The organism is Corynebacterium nasorum (genome assembly GCF_030229765.1).
Taxonomy (GTDB): Bacteria; Actinomycetota; Actinomycetes; order Mycobacteriales; family Mycobacteriaceae; genus Corynebacterium; species Corynebacterium kefirresidentii.
In genome coordinates, this window is the sequence record NZ_JASPGY010000001.1 from 123,740 (window position 1) to 138,307 (window position 14,568).

The 14,568-nt window shown below is 57.6% G+C and carries 13 protein-coding genes; 9 read left to right on the plus strand and 4 right to left on the minus strand.

Going from position 1 to position 14,568, the window contains the following annotated elements; all coding sequences use genetic code 11:
* Positions 1–4: 4 nt before the first annotated feature.
* The 4 genes from QP904_RS00600 (at position 5) to QP904_RS00615 (ending at position 3,902) form a co-directional block, all read left to right on the plus strand.
* Positions 5–934, plus strand: a complete 930-nt coding sequence (locus QP904_RS00600) for an ABC transporter ATP-binding protein (RefSeq protein WP_284835354.1) — start codon at positions 5–7, stop codon at positions 932–934.
* A 57-nt stretch (positions 935–991) separates the two neighbouring features.
* On the plus strand, positions 992–1,756 hold the full coding sequence (locus QP904_RS00605) for an ABC transporter permease (RefSeq protein ID WP_239204004.1): 765 nt from the start codon (positions 992–994) through the stop codon (positions 1,754–1,756).
* Between the two features lie 69 nt (positions 1,757–1,825).
* Positions 1,826–2,854 carry a COX15/CtaA family protein gene (locus QP904_RS00610; RefSeq protein ID WP_284835355.1) on the plus strand — a complete coding sequence of 343 codons (1,029 nt, stop codon included), beginning with the start codon at positions 1,826–1,828 and terminating at the stop codon, positions 2,852–2,854.
* Positions 2,855–2,918: 64 nt separating this feature from the next.
* The gene (locus QP904_RS00615; RefSeq protein ID WP_284835356.1) at positions 2,919–3,902 is read left to right on the plus strand and encodes a quinone oxidoreductase family protein; all 984 of its coding nucleotides are present in this window, start codon (positions 2,919–2,921) and stop codon (positions 3,900–3,902) included.
* Positions 3,903–3,985: 83 nt separating this feature from the next.
* Here the strand turns inward: QP904_RS00615 and QP904_RS00620 are convergent, their stop codons facing one another.
* Positions 3,986–4,930 carry a heme o synthase gene (locus QP904_RS00620; protein ID WP_284835357.1) on the minus strand — a complete coding sequence of 315 codons (945 nt, stop codon included), beginning with the start codon at positions 4,928–4,930 and terminating at the stop codon, positions 3,986–3,988.
* Between the two features lie 347 nt (positions 4,931–5,277).
* Here QP904_RS00620 and tkt point away from each other — a divergent pair, with 347 nt between their 5' ends.
* The 5 genes from tkt to pgl all read left to right on the plus strand — a co-directional run bounded on the left by tkt (position 5,278) and on the right by pgl (position 11,850).
* Positions 5,278–7,350 carry a transketolase gene (gene tkt / locus QP904_RS00625; protein WP_198010472.1) on the plus strand — a complete coding sequence of 691 codons (2,073 nt, stop codon included), beginning with the start codon at positions 5,278–5,280 and terminating at the stop codon, positions 7,348–7,350.
* Positions 7,351–7,379: 29 nt separating this feature from the next.
* Positions 7,380–8,465, plus strand: a complete 1,086-nt coding sequence (gene tal / locus QP904_RS00630; RefSeq protein WP_023021502.1) for a transaldolase — start codon at positions 7,380–7,382, stop codon at positions 8,463–8,465.
* A gap of 99 nt (positions 8,466–8,564) precedes the next feature.
* Positions 8,565–10,097 (plus strand): glucose-6-phosphate dehydrogenase, encoded by a 1,533-nt coding sequence (gene zwf / locus QP904_RS00635; RefSeq protein WP_023021501.1) that lies wholly within the window; start codon positions 8,565–8,567, stop codon positions 10,095–10,097.
* Between the two features lie 14 nt (positions 10,098–10,111).
* Positions 10,112–11,047: a glucose-6-phosphate dehydrogenase assembly protein OpcA gene (locus QP904_RS00640; RefSeq protein ID WP_023021500.1), complete on the plus strand. Its 936-nt coding sequence runs from the start codon at positions 10,112–10,114 to the stop codon at positions 11,045–11,047.
* 41 nt (positions 11,048–11,088) lie between these two features.
* A complete protein-coding gene (gene pgl / locus QP904_RS00645) occupies positions 11,089–11,850 on the plus strand; it encodes a 6-phosphogluconolactonase (protein WP_023021499.1) in 762 nt (253 codons plus the stop codon).
* Positions 11,851–12,001: 151 nt separating this feature from the next.
* Here pgl and secG read toward each other — a convergent pair whose 3' ends face one another.
* The 3 genes from secG to QP904_RS00660 all read right to left on the minus strand — a co-directional run bounded on the left by secG (position 12,002) and on the right by QP904_RS00660 (position 14,456).
* The gene (gene secG, locus QP904_RS00650) at positions 12,002–12,235 is read right to left on the minus strand and encodes a preprotein translocase subunit SecG (protein ID WP_005324856.1); all 234 of its coding nucleotides are present in this window, start codon (positions 12,233–12,235) and stop codon (positions 12,002–12,004) included.
* Positions 12,236–12,418: 183 nt separating this feature from the next.
* Positions 12,419–13,201, minus strand: a complete 783-nt coding sequence (gene tpiA, locus QP904_RS00655) for a triose-phosphate isomerase (RefSeq protein ID WP_023021498.1) — start codon at positions 13,199–13,201, stop codon at positions 12,419–12,421.
* A gap of 37 nt (positions 13,202–13,238) precedes the next feature.
* Positions 13,239–14,456 carry a phosphoglycerate kinase gene (locus QP904_RS00660; protein ID WP_023021497.1) on the minus strand — a complete coding sequence of 406 codons (1,218 nt, stop codon included), beginning with the start codon at positions 14,454–14,456 and terminating at the stop codon, positions 13,239–13,241.
* Positions 14,457–14,568 lie beyond the last annotated feature (112 nt).

Here is a 14,568-nt window from a genome sequence, read left to right on the forward strand (position 1 = left end):
CCACGTGAATTCCATTTCAGCCGACCGCCCAGCCCTAACCTTGGACAACGTGGTGAAGAAGTTTGGCTCCACCACTGCCGTAAATGGCCTTAGCCTCAGCGTTGCCCAGGGCGAGGTCTTTTGTCTCCTTGGCCCCAATGGTGCCGGAAAGTCCACGACGATTGAAATGTCAGAGGGCTTTCTCCATCCCACCAGCGGCACCATCGACGTCCTAGGGCTAAACCCAAGTACCGAACCAGATAGGGTGCGAGAAAAGGTCGGTATCATGCTCCAAGGCGGCGGTTCCTATTCCGGCATCCGCGTGCTAGAAATGCTGGAGCTTTCTGCCCGATACAGCGCCCGGCCTCTCTCCCCGCAGTGGCTACTAGAAACGTTGGGGCTTGAGGGGGTGTCGCGCACCCCTTATCGCAGGCTATCTGGAGGACAACAGCAACGCCTGTCCCTCGCCTTGGCTATCATCGGACGACCCGAGTTGGTTTTTCTGGATGAACCTACGGCAGGCATGGATGCACAATCCCGGTTGGCGGTCTGGGACCTAGTCCGAGCCCTGCAGCGGGATGGCGTAACCATCGTTCTAACCACCCACCTGATGGATGAGGCGGAGTCGCTGGCAGACCGCTTGGCCATCATGGATCATGGTCAGCTGGTAGCTCACGGCACCCCCGCAGAACTTACCGCCCAGACGGAATCGGCAGGGCTTAATTTCAGCACCGACATCGACGTAGATATGGAGGCCCTAGCTGCGGCGGGGATTAATGCCACCAAATCCCGTCCCCTGCATTACCGCTTGAGCCAAGCCGGCACTCCCGAGACCATCGCCACGCTCAGCGCTGAGCTCGCCCGCCAAGGAGTCTTACTGCGGTACTTAGATGCGGCCCACCGCAATCTGGAAGAGGTATTCCTTGACCTCACGGGCCGCCACTTGCGCAGCTAGCTGCAATCCCATCTTGGGAAAATATTCAATTCATTGTGTCGAGGAAAGAAGCCATTTATGAGCACCACCTTTAAACCCGGGACCTTTACTCCCGCCCCCAAGCGGACCAGCGCCGGCGCTATGCTGCTCGCGCAAGGCACGATGGAAGCTAAGCTCATGCTGCGCCACGGCGAGCAGCAACTGCTCAGCGTCATCATTCCACTGGCCATCCTCATTGGTGCGGCCCACTTGGAGTCCGTTACCAAGCACGGCCTGCACGAGGTTTTCCCCATGGTGCTTGCAGTTGCGGCCACCTCTGCGGGCTTTACCGGTCAAGCTATTTCACTTGCCTTTGACCGACGATACGGGGCCCTCAAGCGCACCGGGGCATCCGGGGTGCCGGCGTGGGCCATTATCGGCGGCAAAATCCTCGGCGTGCTCACGATGGTGGTATTCCAAATCCTTGTCTTGGGTATAGCCGCCTTCATTTTGGGTCTGCGTATCAGCGCGGGTGGGGTGTTGCTCATGCTCCTCTCCCTTTTCTTTGGCGTCGCGGCTTTTACCGCCATGGGGCTACTGCTTGGCGGCACGCTTAGTTCAGAGATGGTGCTCGCGCTGGCCAACCTCATCTGGTTCCTGCTCCTCGGCGTGGTCGGGTGGACCCTATACTCCCAGGGATTGGGCGATAATGGCATCCTCAACGTGGTCCCCACCGTCGCTCTGGCAGGCGCACTTACCGACGCCTCCAATTCCACCTTCCCCGGCCTCGAACTTATTTCCTTGGTAGCTTGGCTCGCCGTGGCGTCGTTCGCAGCGGTCCGTTGGTTCCGCTTCGAGGGCTAAATGTGACTTTTGTCCGGTTCCGCCCGAAACAAGAGGAATTTTTATGCCCAAAATCTCCCGACTAGTAGGATGCTATGCGTGAATTACTGGACAAAAATCAAGCGCTTCTTTAAAGAAGCCGCCCCTACGCTGCAGCAACAGCGCCTCATCGCGCTCATCCTTCTCTTATGCCAGGGTGGCATTACCGTGTCTGGGTCCATTGTCCGCGTGACCGGCTCGGGACTCGGCTGCCCTACCTGGCCCGAGTGCCAGCCTGGCTCCCTTGTCCCCATGGAAGGCGCCGCTCCTGCACTGCACCAGGCCATCGAGTTTGGTAACCGCCTGCTCACGTTCGTCGTCACCGCTGCGGCGGTAGCCGCCGTCATCGCCATGCGCATGGCACGTCGGCGCACAGAGCTTAAGGTGTATGCATGGCTCAATGTCGCTGGCATTGTGCTGCAGGCGGTCATTGGCGGAATTTCTGTCCATCTCGACCTGCGCTGGTGGTCTGTAGCACTGCACTTCCTGCCATCAATGCTCTTGGTATGGCTGGCGGCAATGCTCTATTCCCGCATCTTGGAACCCGATGACGGAACGCCACGAGCACGATTCCCCCAGGCGATTCGCTTGCTCGCTGCAGTCGCAACAATTGCCCTCAGCATTGTTCTTATCACCGGCACTATGGTTACCGGTTCGGGCGTCCACTCTGGCGATTCCGGGGTCGGAATGGAAGGCCGCTTGCAGGTGGATACCGAAGCCATGGCCGTCACCCACGCCATGTGCATGTACGTCTACCTGACGCTTACCGTTATTACCATCTTCCTGCTCTATAAGAACCGTGCCCCACAGGACGCGAAGAAGGCGGGCTGGGTCCTCATCGCCTGCATCCTTATCCAGTGGACCGTAGGCGTCTACCAGTTCTATATGAGCATTCCGCGCTGGACTGTTCCTTTCCACATTGGGCTATCCTCCTTTGTCACGGCCTATACCGCACTACTGTGGGCACACGGCGTACGCCGTACCGATGGCACCGCGGATCTCATCACCGGCTCCCCTAGCGGCGATGAAAAGTACGCCGCACGCCAAGCCTCGCTAGAAGCAGCACGCGCGACGGCTTAACACGCAGCGCAACCAGCCGGCCGAAGTCCTGCACTCGGCCGGCTTTTTGCGCTAGCCTGGCTATATGCACGCAATTCAGGTCACAGAAACCGGCGGACCAGAAGTACTTCGCTATACCGAAGTTCCCGCCCCCACCCCGAATGACGATGAGGTCTTGGTAGACGTCATCATGGCCGGCGTCAACTACATCGATACCTATTACCGTGAGGGTATCTATAATGCGACCGCCCCTTTCATTCCCGGATTCGAAGGTACTGGGCGAGTCGTCCACGACCCAAAGGGAGAAGTTGCGGAAGGCACAATGGTGGCGTGGAACCAGGCCTTCGGCTCCTACGCCGAGAAGGTCTGCGTCCCGCGCGAGGGACTGGTGGCAGTCCCAGACGATTTCCAACCTGAGGTTGCAGCATCCATGTTGCTCCAAGGCATTACCGCGCACTATCTGGCGCACGGGGTCTATCAATTGGGCGAAGGTGCTTCTTGCCTGATTACCGCCGGTGCCGGCGGCGTGGGGCAAATCCTCACCCAGATGGCATCGTCGCTAGGCGCTACCGTTTATACCGTCGTGTCCACGGACGAAAAGGAAGAACTATCCTACGCGGCCGGGGCGGATAAGGTTTTTCGCTACGGCGAGGGACTCGCCGAGCAAGTTCGCCGCTACAACAGTGACAAGGGCGTCGACGTGGTTTATGACGGCGTCGGCAAAGCTACCTTCCAGGAATCGCTAGAGGCAGTACGTCCACGCGGCACCGTCGCGCTTTTTGGTGCCGCCTCTGGTCCGGTTGAGCCTATCGACCCACAGCTGCTGAACAAGCATGGGTCCATCTTCCTGACGCGGCCTTCCATCGGCGCATGGACGGCACAAGAGGGCGAGTTTCAAATGCGCGCCCAAGCAGTCGTCCAAGCTGTCATGGACGGCGACCTACGCTTTAACGTCACGGCCTCCTATCCTTTGGCAGAAGCCGCTGCGGCTCACCGCGACTTGCAGGATCGCAAGACTACCGGCTCCATCGTTCTGCGCGTCCAAGACGCCGACGGAGACGAGGACTAGCCCCACCTACACCTAGAGCGCGGGAGAAAAGCAGCATTGCTTCTCCCGCGCTCTTTTTGCCCTGCTCTTGGAATGGGGCGCAGTTAGAATAACGTGGCCGACCAACCCAGCATCCGGCCTAAGGGCTCCCAGCCTAAGACTGCGTCGATGGACAAACCGATAAAGAGCACCGAAAGGTAGTTATTGGAGTAGATGAACAAGCGCATCGGCTTAACCTTGGCGCCGTTTTTCACTCCCTTATGCAAACGGATAGCCATCCACAGAAATACCGCGCCCGAAGCAACCGCTGCGACCAAGTAGATCCACGAAGCTGCGGGGACGATGAGTAGGGTCACGATAACCGTTCCAACGGTGTACCACACGATCTGGCGAGTGACTTCTGCTTCGCCCGCCACCACAGGCAGCATCGGCACGCCGGCTTTTCGGTAGTCTTCTTTGTACTTCATGGCCAGCGCCCACGTGTGCGGCGGGGTCCAGAAGAAGATGATGAGGAAGAGCACCACTGCCTGCCACCAGCGGTCAGGCTCTCCGGCTGGGGCATTATCCCGAATTACGGCCCAGCCAACCATGGCCGGCATACAGCCTGCGAGGCCGCCCCAGACGATGTTTTGCGCATTGCGCATCTTCAAAAACTTGGTGTAGACGAAGACATAGAAGAAGCTCGTCAACACGACGAAGAAAGCTGCGAGCCAAGAATGGGCAAGGAGGCCCAGCCACAGCACGGAAATAATAAGCATTACCCAGGCAAAAATGGCTGCGTTCCGCTTCGAAATCTTCGCTCTTACGAGCGGACGAGCCCTCGTGCGCTGCATCTTTTGATCCAACTCGTAGTCCACGACGTTATTGAACGTGTGGGCGGCGCCAGCGCCCAACCAGCCGCCGAAAATGGTCGACACGATGAGCCAAATATTGTCTGACACAGCCTCCACGCCGCGCTGCGCTTGGAGCATCGCCGGGATTGCGGCCACGAGGAGGAGCTCAATGATCCTCGGTTTCGTTAGCGCAAAATAGGCCTTGATGGTCTCCAAGGAATTCCTCCACTATCTGAACGTTGGTGAACTGTGCCTCGCGCATCTCCTGCGCGCGGTCACCCCTAGCGGTCGCACATGCCCGTGAAAAAGTTCCAGTTCTCTCACTCACATTTTTCGGCGCAGGCGCGAGAGGTTACAGACCCATGTCCGCTAGATTTGGCACACGCTTTTGCGTGCTCGCGTGCACCGCTTAGCCATGCCAGCATACCGGTTATGCCTGGCTTTCTATAATTGCGCACCGCCGGCTAAAAAATTACTAGACTTAATAAAGTTAAGTACTTTTTGCCTAGACGTAAGCGAGGCTTTTCGTGTCGAAAGATAAGTTGTCCCCAGAGCTCCAAACTATGGTTGAGCGCCGTTATCCGGAGGATTGGTCGGAGCTTGACACCCGCGCTATCGACACCGTGCGAGTACTAGCCGCCGACGCGGTACAAAAGTGCGGTTCCGGTCACCCCGGCACGGCAATGTCACTCGCTCCCCTCGCCTACACGCTCTACCAGCGGGTCATTAATCACGATCCCGCTGACGTGCACTGGGCCGGCCGTGACCGCTTCGTACTTTCGGTTGGCCACTCTTCCCTTACCCAGTACATCCAGCTCTACTTGGGCGGCTTTGGCTTGGAAATGGAAGACCTCGAGCAGCTGCGCACGTGGGGGTCACGCACCCCAGGCCACCCCGAGGTCCACCACACCGACGGTGTTGAAATCACCACTGGCCCCCTCGGCCAAGGTCTAGCGTCCTCCGTTGGAATGGCCATGGCGGCGCGTAAGGAGCGCGGCCTTTTCGATCCAGAAGCCCCTGCTGGTGAATCCCCCTTCGATCACTACATCTACACCATCGCCTCCGATGGCGACCTACAAGAAGGCGTTACCGCGGAGGCTTCTTCTCTGGCTGGCACGCAAAAGCTGGGCAACTTGATCGTCTTCTGGGACGATAACCGAATCTCTATTGAAGACGATACAAATATTGCCTTCAATGAAGATGTGGTGGCCCGATATGAGGCCTACGGCTGGCACGTCCAAACGGTGCAATCTGGAGAAGATGTCGTAGCCATTGAGGCTGCTGTCAAGGCTGCTCAAGCAGAAACCGATCGTCCGTCCTTCATCCGCGTAAAGACGGTTATCGGCTACCCTGCCCCGAATAAGATGAATACCGGCGGTGTCCACGGTGCTGCGTTGGGCGATGACGAGGTAGCTGCCACCAAGGAAGTCTTGGGCTTTGATCCGGAGCGCAGCTTCCACATCGATGATGAGGTCATTGCGCACACCCGCATGTTGCGCGAGCGCGGCGCAGAAAAACACTCTGCGTGGCAAGAAAAGTTCGACGCATGGGCTGCAGCTAATCCGGAGAATAAGGCACTTTTTGACCGCATGAATGCGCGCGAATTGCCGCAAGACTTCAGTGCTGATCTACCGGAATGGGAACCAGGCGAAACTTTGGCCACCCGCAAGGCTTCTGAAGCCGCCATCCAGGCCTTGGCTGCTTCTCTGCCGGAGATGTGGGGCGGTTCTGCCGACCTTGCCGGTTCTAATAACACCGTGATCAAGGGCGCGGATTCCTTCGGCCCCGCGGCCATTACTACCGATATGTGGTCGGCTCAACCCTATGGCCGCAACCTGCACTTCGGTATTCGCGAGCACGCAATGTCTGCGATTATGAACGGTATTGCTCTGCACGGTAATACCCGCGTCTACGGCGGCACCTTCCTTATCTTCTCCGAGTACCAGTACCCGGCTGTGCGCTTGGGTTCCCTGATGTCGACCGATACCTACTACGTGTGGACCCATGACTCCATCGGTTTGGGCGAAGATGGCCCTACCCACCAGCCAGTAGAGACTCTTTCTGCCCTGCGTGCCATTCCCAACCTGTCCGTTATCCGCCCTGCGGATGCCAACGAGACTGCACAGGCATGGGCGGCAGCCCTTGAGTACAAGGCCGCGCCTAAGGGCCTGGCGCTGAGCCGCCAGGGACTACCAGTGCTGGAAGGCACCAAGGAAAAGGCGCATGACGGCGTCCGCCGCGGTGCCTATGTTCTGGTGGAAAAGTCCAAGGAGACACCAGAGGTCATCCTTCTTGCTACAGGCTCTGAGGTGCAGCTCGCTGTCGCTGCCGCGAAGGAGCTAGAGGCAGCTGGAACGGCGACCCGCGTTGTGTCCGCACCCTGCCTCGAGTGGTTTGATGAGCAGGATGACGCTTACCGCGAATCTGTGCTCCCCAGCAAGGTGCAGGCGCGCGTTTCTATTGAGGCCGGTATTGCAATGCCATGGCATAAGTACACCGGTTCCTTTGGCCGCAGCATCTCCATTGAGCACTACGGCGCATCTGCTCCTGCAGGCGAGCTCTTTGAAAAGTTTGGATTCACCACTGCAGCGGTAGTTGAGGCGGCACAGGAGTCCCTAGCCGCCGCGAATAAGTAACCCCTAACAGGACTGGATAAGGATAAAGCATGAACCATATCTCGGAACTTGCCCAGCTGGGAACCTCGACCTGGCTTGATGATCTTTCTCGCGAGCGTCTCGTTTCCGGCAACCTCAAGGAAATCATTTCAACCAAGTCCATTGTGGGCGTGACCACCAACCCAGCGATTTTCGCTGCGGCGATGACCAATGGCACCGCTTACGACGCCGAGCTGGCAACGCTAAAGGAGTCAAAGGCCAGCGCCGATGAAGCGGTATACGCCCTTGCCATTGAAGACGTTCAAAATGCGTGTGACCTCTTTGCGGATATTTACTCCTCCACTGATGGGGCAGATGGCCGTGTATCCATTGAGGTCGATCCGCGAATTTCGGATGACCCTACCGCCACACTCGAACAGGCCCGTGAGCTGTGGTCGAAGGTCGATCGCCCTAATGTCATGATCAAGATTCCAGCCACCACCGGCTCCCTCCCAGCAATTGAGGATGCCCTGGCGGAAGGTATCAGTGTCAATGTCACCCTCATTTTCTCTGTGGAACGCTACCGCGCTGTCATCGAGTCCTTCCGTACCGGTCTCAAGCGTGCCGCCGAGTCCGGAAAGGACGTCGCAACTATCCACTCCGTAGCGTCCTTCTTCGTTTCCCGTTTGGATACCGAAGTAGACAAGCGCTTGGAGGCCATTGGCAGCGAGCAAGCTCTAGCACTGCGGGGCAAGGCGGGCGTCGCCAATGCACAGCGCGCCTATGCCCTCTTCCAGGACACTTTGCTTGACGACGCCGACTTGCCAGAAGGCTCCCACCTTCAGCGTCCATTGTGGGCTTCGACCGGTGTGAAAAATCCCGATTACCCAGCCACCTTGTACGTATCTGAGCTAGCCGGTCCGCATACGGTCAACACCATGCCGGAAAAGACCATCGATTCGGTTCTCGACCAAGGCAATCTTCACGGAGATGCCCTATCGGACAGCCGCGAGACGGCAGAAGGCGTCTTTGCCCAGCTAAACGAGGTTGGCATTGATTTCGACGATGTCTTTGCCGTGCTAGAGCGCGAGGGAGTAGAAAAGTTTGTTGCCGCTTGGAATGAACTACTTGCTTCCATCGAGGAACGACTCGCGTAAACTAGCCGTGTGACTTGTGCCCCGCCGAAGATTCGGCGGGGCATTCTGCCGCTAGAATATTAGCGAGCTAAAGGCCCATAAACTCAGGAAGGATTCTTCGTGACCGACTCAGCCGCTTGGGTCAACCCCTTGCGCAATGCCAGCGACAAGCGATTGCCGCGAATCGCAGGACCCGCGGGCATGGTCATCTTCGGCGTTACCGGTGACCTAGCATATAAAAAGCTTCTGCCCGCAATCTACGACCTAGCGAGCCGAGGTCTCTTGCCCGCTGGTTTTACCCTGGTGGGTTATGGTCGCCGTGACTGGGACAAGGTCGCATTTTGTGACTACGTTCGGTCAGCTGTAGTGGCGGGCTCGCGCACCGAATTTAATGAAGATGTCTGGCAGCACCTGTCGCAGGGCATCGAATTTGTCCAAGGTTCCTTCGATGATGCCGGCTTCGATCGCCTCTCCGCCCGCTTGGGCGAGCTAGACCGAGAGCGAGGAACCGGCAGCAACTGGGCATATTACCTTTCCGTTCCACCGGAGTTTTTCTCCAATATCTGCCACCAGCTGGAGCGGGTGGGCATGGCCAACTCCGTTGCAGACTCATGGCGCCGCGTCATCATTGAAAAGCCTTTCGGCCATGACCAGGAATCTGCACGCAAGCTCAATGAGATTGTCAACGCTGTCTTTCCTGAGTCCGCGGTGTTCCGCATCGACCACTATCTGGGCAAAGAAACGGTACAAAATATCTTGGCTTTGCGCTTTGCAAATCAGATTTTTGAGCCTATGTGGAATGCCCACTATATCGATCACGTCCAAATCACCATGGCTGAAGACATCGGCCTAGGCGGTCGCGCTGGCTACTATGATGGCATCGGCGCAGCTCGAGACGTCATCCAAAACCATCTTTTGCAGCTCTTGGCCCTCGTCGCGATGGAAGAACCGTCGTCCTTCGAGCCGGAAGAATTGCGGGCTGAAAAGGTAAAGGTCTTGCGCGCTACCCATGCCGTTCACCCTCTGAATAAGACCACTGCTCGCGGCCAATATTCCGCGGGGTGGCAAGGCTCCGAGTTTGTCAAGGGGTTGCGCGAGGAAGAAGGCTTCGATCCGGAATCCACAACGGAGACCTACGCTGCCTGTACCTTGGAAGTCAACTCCCGCCGCTGGGGAGGAGTACCTTTCTACCTGCGGACGGGCAAGCGCTTGGGCCGCAGAGTGACCGAGATTGCGCTAGTTTTCAAGGCGGCTCCTAACCAGCCATTCGTCGATGGTCAAACCGATGCGCTGGGCAGAAACGCGGTCGTTATCCGCGTGCAGCCGGATGAGGGTGTCACCATGCGCTTTGGTTCCAAGGTGCCCGGCTCCACTATGGAGGTGCGCGACGTCAATATGGACTTTGCCTACGCTGAGGCCTTTACCGAGGAATCCCCGGAGGCCTATGAGCGATTGATCTTGGATGCCCTCTTGGACGAGTCTTCGCTATTCCCCACCAATGAAGAGGTAGAACTTTCCTGGTCGATTTTGGACCCCATCATCGACTACTGGGCCGAAGCAGGACAGCCCGAGGAGTACCGCGCTGGCACCTGGGGACCAGAATCCGCCGATAAAATACTGCGTCGCCGGGGTCACTCCTGGCGCCGCCCATAGGAGGGACGCAGACAATGATTATTCCATTGCCCAATACCACTACGCGTGAAATCTCCAAGAAGTTAGTAGAGGCGCAAGAACATTACACCCTGACTACCGGCCGAGTGCTCACTCTAATCGTGGCGGCCCGTGAGGATGATGACCTTGAAAGCATTCTCGCTTCCGTGCGCGATGCCTCCCACGAGCACCCGTCACGTGTGTTGGTCGTAGTAACGGGAGACCCGCAGGTCGAAACCCACCTTGATGCACAGCTACGCGTGGGCGGCGAAGCAGGTGCCTCCGAGATGGTCATCATGAAGTTGCACGGTGCTTTGGCAAACCAAGACGAAGCAGTAGTCACGCCGCTGCTACTACCTGATACCCCGCTGGTCGCTTGGTGGCCTACTCTGTGCCCACCGGACCCTGCCTCCAGCTCGGTGGGAAAGTTGGCGCAGCGCCGCATAACTAACGTTGCCTTTGACGGACGCGTGACCGGCGAAGATCTTCGCACCCTATCTGCCGGGTACACGCCGGGTGATTCCGATATGTCTTGGGCTGCCATCACCTTGTGGCGCGGTGTCGTTGCCTCCGCCTTGGACCGTCATCCCCACGAGCCGGTGAAGTCGGTAGAGGTAGCAGGTCCGGCCGGCCACCCAGCCCCGGATTTCGCCGCTGGATGGTTGCTCGACCGCCTGGCAGTTCCCGTACATCGCACAGTGGCCGACTCCGAGGAGGACCACTTCCCAGTGACTCATTTGCGGTTCAATCGGGAGACAACCCACGTAGACGTCGATGTCATTGACGAGCGCACGGTGCGTGTGTGTGTTCCGGGTTCGCCGGAATCCTTGGTGAGCCTCAATAAGCGCTCACAAGCTGAGGTGCTTTCTGAAGAACTGCGCCATTTGGATGCCGATAAAACCTATGCACAAGCGCTCCGTGCACTAGCCCAGGTAGACTACAGTAATCAGTAAACGGCTTTAATCTGAATCTTTGTAAAGGATAGCGATACGTAATGGTAACTCTTCACCGCGTGAGCGATGTGGATGACCTTATCTCCCAGGCCGCACTGAAATTCGTGGATACCGTAGCGCGTATCCAAGCATCGGGTGGCGGCCTCCACGACGATGGTGTCGCGCGTGTTGTCCTCACTGGCGGCGGAGCCGGAATTGGCGTTCTCCACGAGTTGGCCCGTTTGGATTTCGCCGCACAGCAGCAAGGTGAAAATTTTCCTGCTCAGCGCATCGATTGGTCGCGTGTTCACGTTTTCTTCGGCGACGAACGCAATGTACCCGTTTCCGACGCAGATTCTAATGAGGGCCAGGCGCGCAATGCGTTGCTCAACCACGTAGATATCCCAAACCAAAATATTCACGGTTTTGATCTGGGCGCGGTGTCTATGGAAGCAGCGGCAAGCGCATACGAACCAGAGTTGAAGGAATTTGCCCCTCATGGTTTCGACCTACACCTACTAGGCATGGGTGAGGAGGGCCATATTAATTCCTTGTTCCCGCATTCCTCCGCTATTCGGGAGCAAGAAGAACTAGCTGTTCCCGTCCACGATTCCCCAAAGCCGCCCAGCGAGCGCATTACCCTCACCCTTCCGGCGGTCAATAAATCCGATCGCATTTGGCTCCTTGTGGCCGGCGAAGCCAAGTCGGAAGCGGCCAAGCACGTGGTAGAGGGCGCTGCGGCCGAGGAATGGCCGGCAGCCGGCGTACACGGTAGGAAGGAAACCGTTCTCTTCCTTGCCGATGACGCTGCTTCCGAGATATAAGCAGGCAATCCGCAGTGTGCGTTCGGGCACATTGCTTTTAGCGCCTGACGCCAATCGAAAAGCGCCGGCACCGCTTCCCCACTTTCAGATCCCCTAGGAAAATTAGTGGTAGGAAGCTAGTGCCGGCGCTTTCGCTATCCTGGCTTTTCGCTTAAGCGAAGGCTTGGATCAGGTTTAGGCCCACAATGCAGGCCAGCCAGATGATAACCATCACCACGGTGTAGCGATCCAAGTTCTTTTCCACGACGGTCGAGCCGGAAAGGTTCGACTGCACGCCACCGCCGAAGAGGCTGGACAGGCCGCCGCCTTTACCTTTGTGCAGCAGCACGAAGATGGACATCAAAATAGCTGCGATGACCAAGATGATTTCCAGTGCCAAGACCATGAGGATAATCCTTATTTCTAACATGCGCCTTGTGGTTGACTCTTGCCACCCACTAGCGCGGAATCGTACTTTTAGGCTTTGCGTCCAGCAAAGCAGTCACACCGGCCCACTGTACACGATGGCGCGGGCCGGAACCATTCCAACCCGCGCCGAACGCGAACCTGTGACAGGTGATATCTCCTGTTAGTTCAGGGCATTAGCTGCGTTGGCAGCCAACTTGGCAAACTCTTCGCCCACCAGGGAGGCGCCACCGATGAGGCCGCCGTCTACGTCTGGCTTGCTGACGATCTCCGCAACGGAATCAACCTTGACGGAACCGCCGTAGAGAATACGAATGCCTTCCGCTACCTCGTCACCGGCGAGCTCTTTCACGAGCTCGCGGATGGCGGCACAAACCTCTTGTGCGTCGTCTGCGGAGGCTACCTTGCCGGTACCAATGGCCCAGACCGGCTCATAAGCAATGACGGTCTTGGCAAGCTGCTCAGCGCTAAGGCCAGCCAAAGAATTACGGGTCTGGTTAACCACGTAGTCCACGTGAGTACCGGCCTCGCGAACGGCCAGTGGCTCGCCTACGCACACGATGGGGCTAATGTCATTATCCAAGGCTGCGGCGGCCTTTTCTGCGACGAGCTTATCGGTCTCGCCATGATACTGACGGCGCTCCGAGTGTCCCACGACTACCCAGCTGCAGCCGAGCTTGGCTAGCATTTGACCAGATACCTCGCCGGTGAAGGCGCCAGACTCATGCTTAGAGATGTCCTGCGCGCCGTAGGTGATCTGCAACTTGTCGCCTTCTACCAGCGTCTGGATGGTGCGAATATCGGTAAACGGGACCATATAGGCCACGTCGACCTTTTCGTAGTAGTCCTTAGGCAGGGAGAACGCAAACTTTTGAACGGAACCGATAGCCTCGACGTGGTCGAGGTTCATCTTCCAGTTACCTGCGATAAGTGGCGTACGTGCCATGATTTTTCCTCTCTTTTAGCAAGTGACTCAGCAGATTTTAGGCTTCAAGGACGGAGACGCCCGGAAGCTCCTTGCCCTCTAGGTACTCAAGGGAGGCGCCGCCACCGGTGGAGATGTGGCTAAAGCCATCCTCGTCCAGGCCGAGCATGCGCACGGAGGCCGCGGAATCGCCGCCACCGACAACCGAGAAGGAGCCGTTGTTTTCGGTGGCGTCGATAATAGCCTGCGCGACGCCCGCAGTACCCTTGGAGAAGGCCTCCATTTCGAAGACACCCATCGGACCGTTCCAGAAGACGGTCTTGGAAGAAGCAAGCACCTCTGCGAAGTGCTCCACAGACTTTGGCCCGATGTCTAGGGACATCCAGCCCTCTGGGATGCCGTCGAGCTCGACAACCTGGTGTTCCGCATCCGCTGCGAACTTGCTTGCGGCAATGAGATCCACAGGAAGGACCAGCTTGTCACCGAAGCGTTCGAGCAGCTCCTTGCAGTTATCAATCTGGTCTTCTTGCAGGAGGGACTCCTGGACGTTGTAGCCCTTGGCGGCCAGAAGGGTGTAGCACATGCCGCCACCGATAATGACCTTGTCTGCCTTATCTGCTAACGCCTCAATTACGCCGAGCTTATCCGAGACCTTGGCGCCGCCAAGTACTACTACGTATGGGTGCTCCGGCTTCTGGGCCACGGTGGAAAGGACGGAGAGTTCCTTTTCTACGAGCTTGCCTGCGTAAGCCGGCAGGCGCTTTGCGACGTCATACACAGATGCCTGGGCACGGTGGACAACGCCAAAGCCATCGGAGACGAAAGCGCCATTATCGGCTGCCAAAGCAACGAGCTCATCAGCAAATGCGCCGCGCTCCGCTTCATCCTTGGAGGTCTCGCGAGAGTCGAAGCGGACATTTTCCACCAACATGACATCGCCATCGTTGAGCCCGTTCGCACGCTCATGAGCGTCCTCGCCGGTGACATCGCCGGCCAAGGCAACGTACTGGCCAAGAGCCTCGGACAGAGCTTCAGCGACTGGGGCCAAGGAGTACTTAGCGTTTACCTCTCCCTTGGGGCGGCCAAGGTGCGCGGACAGAATGACCTTAGCGCCGCCTTCCACCAAAGCCTTGATGGTGGGAAGAGAAGCGTTAATGCGACCCGGGTCAGTAATGTTTCCTTCTTCATCAAGGGGAACATTGAAATCAGAACGAACAAGGACGTGACGAGATTCGACGCCTTCCTTGAGAAGATCATCCAGAGTCTGGAAAGCCATTATTTTCTCCTTCTTAAATTCGGATTGTTCACAAGGCTGTAGATATAAGAATACCGACCGCGACACAATGCCGTTTAGGCTTGCATCGGGGCCGGACTCTCATTATTAAAGC

Excerpts from the sequence above, each read along its gene's own strand:
- pgl (WP_023021499.1), top strand. The coding sequence starts at position 11,089 with ATGGTAACTCTTCACCGCGTGAGCGATGTGGATGACCTTATCTCCCAG.
- QP904_RS00610 (WP_284835355.1), top strand. The coding sequence starts at position 1,826 with ATGCTATGCGTGAATTACTGGACAAAAATCAAGCGCTTCTTTAAAGAA.
- QP904_RS00615 (WP_284835356.1), top strand. The coding sequence starts at position 2,919 with ATGCACGCAATTCAGGTCACAGAAACCGGCGGACCAGAAGTACTTCGC.
- tpiA (WP_023021498.1), bottom strand. The coding sequence starts at position 13,201 with ATGGCACGTACGCCACTTATCGCAGGTAACTGGAAGATGAACCTCGAC.
- secG (WP_005324856.1), bottom strand. The coding sequence starts at position 12,235 with ATGGTCTTGGCACTGGAAATCATCTTGGTCATCGCAGCTATTTTGATG.
- QP904_RS00640 (WP_023021500.1), top strand. The coding sequence starts at position 10,112 with ATGATTATTCCATTGCCCAATACCACTACGCGTGAAATCTCCAAGAAG.
- QP904_RS00605 (WP_239204004.1), top strand. The coding sequence starts at position 992 with ATGAGCACCACCTTTAAACCCGGGACCTTTACTCCCGCCCCCAAGCGG.
- tkt (WP_198010472.1), top strand. The coding sequence starts at position 5,278 with ATGGTTGAGCGCCGTTATCCGGAGGATTGGTCGGAGCTTGACACCCGC.
- tal (WP_023021502.1), top strand. The coding sequence starts at position 7,380 with ATGAACCATATCTCGGAACTTGCCCAGCTGGGAACCTCGACCTGGCTT.
- QP904_RS00660 (WP_023021497.1), bottom strand. The coding sequence starts at position 14,456 with ATGGCTTTCCAGACTCTGGATGATCTTCTCAAGGAAGGCGTCGAATCT.